Annotated in this window: 1 protein-coding gene; it reads right to left on the reverse strand. The window is 55.0% G+C overall.

Annotation, left to right across the window (positions count from 1 at the left end; all coding sequences use genetic code 11):
* Positions 1-668: 668 nt before the first annotated feature.
* A complete protein-coding gene (locus QQS53_RS12470) occupies positions 669-1,040 on the reverse strand; it encodes a hypothetical protein (RefSeq protein WP_472776111.1) in 372 nt (123 codons plus the stop codon).
* Positions 1,041-1,483: the final 443 nt, after the last annotated feature.

The raw sequence follows: 1,483 nt of genomic DNA on the forward strand, positions 1-1,483 counted from the left end.
TTAATGTCGCATCATGCAACATTTAAACCAGCTTCCCAAGCTGAGAGCGCGAGTTCGATTCTCGTCGCCGGCTCCACACATGAGCTACACCTTTTTGGTGTGGCTTATTTTTATAGGACGGCAGGTAGGCCCAAACTATCCAACTTGCCCTAGGGCTTCCCACACCGCGTGCGTAGCCGCCGACGGCACCCACCCCTCATGCGTCGTATGCTCCACTCGCGCCCGCCACAGGTGCATGATGATGCCGTCGCTAACGCGACATTGGGTAGGGGCGAACACCAAAGATTCTGGGCGGTTGGGCCCGGACCACTGAACCACATCCCCCTGCTTAAGCAGGGGCGTAAACGTAACTACGCCGTTAACTTTGACCAGCTCAGGGTTACGGTCAGCATCATAGCTGGTGTCTTTCATGCGGCCCCCTAGTTGGCGGTTATCTCAGGCGCTTAGTCTGCCCAGTGGTGCGCGTTGCACTAAAGGCGGGCCAGCTGACGCACGTTAAGCTCGGTGTAATCCCAGCCTGAGTCGTACCCCACCGTTTGCACCTCATCCATAACTACGCCGTTGGACATGATTTGGACCCGGAGAGTAGAAGACGTACCACCGCCACTCGCTCTAGACGCAGGCATATGGATGCGCACCTACACCTGCCATTTCCCGGGCTCGGTAAATCACACATAGCTTTGCCCCGTATCCGTAAAATACGCCAGATAACAGCCAGAAACAGTACCTTTCTGCCGCGTGAATTTAGGATTAGTCCACACGTTGGCTTTCAGCTCGTACGGCTGCTCTACTGACCACGCCCCGTGGTTTTTCAGGTGCAGCAACCCAATCGCCGCTGTATTCGCTTCCGAGGCCTTAGTCACCGACTCAATCGCCGCGCTGTTCGCCGCCGTCGCCGTCTTCACCGCAGTGACAGCCCAGTTCGTCGCAGAAATCGCCGTGGAGTTCACCTCTGACGCAATCATCGACGCTGATACCGCCGTATTCGTCAGCGAAATCCCCTTGGAATTTGCCGCGCCCGCCAACAACGCAGCTTCCACCGCCACCTCAAAGAGAGCCTCCCCCTTCTTTAGAACAATTATGGATCTTGAAAGCTATGCAGAATACCCTGTTACTTAACCGCAATCATCCACAAGATAAGACAACCGTGAAACACCGTCTCCTCTCAATCCCCCTTGCCACTCCCACTGCACTCAGCTTGACAACAGGGCCAGCCCACGCCACCGAGGCCCCAAAGGAAGGGAAACTAGCGAATCAAGTAATGAACGCTGCTGATCCCAACGAGGAGTACAGCAAGCTCACCAACGAGGAGAAATCCATCTTCTTGAGGGCAATGAATCCCGTCGCAGTCGAACAGAAGGTTGCTCAACCGAAACCGACAACCACATCGATTCGATCGGCAGGAATGGGGTTGCCCGCAAATCGTGGACACGTAGTAGAGCTACCTAGTGGTTAGGCAGCTATTTCTTTTTTACTGGTGGTT

This window comes from Corynebacterium sp. 2571A (assembly GCF_055700935.1).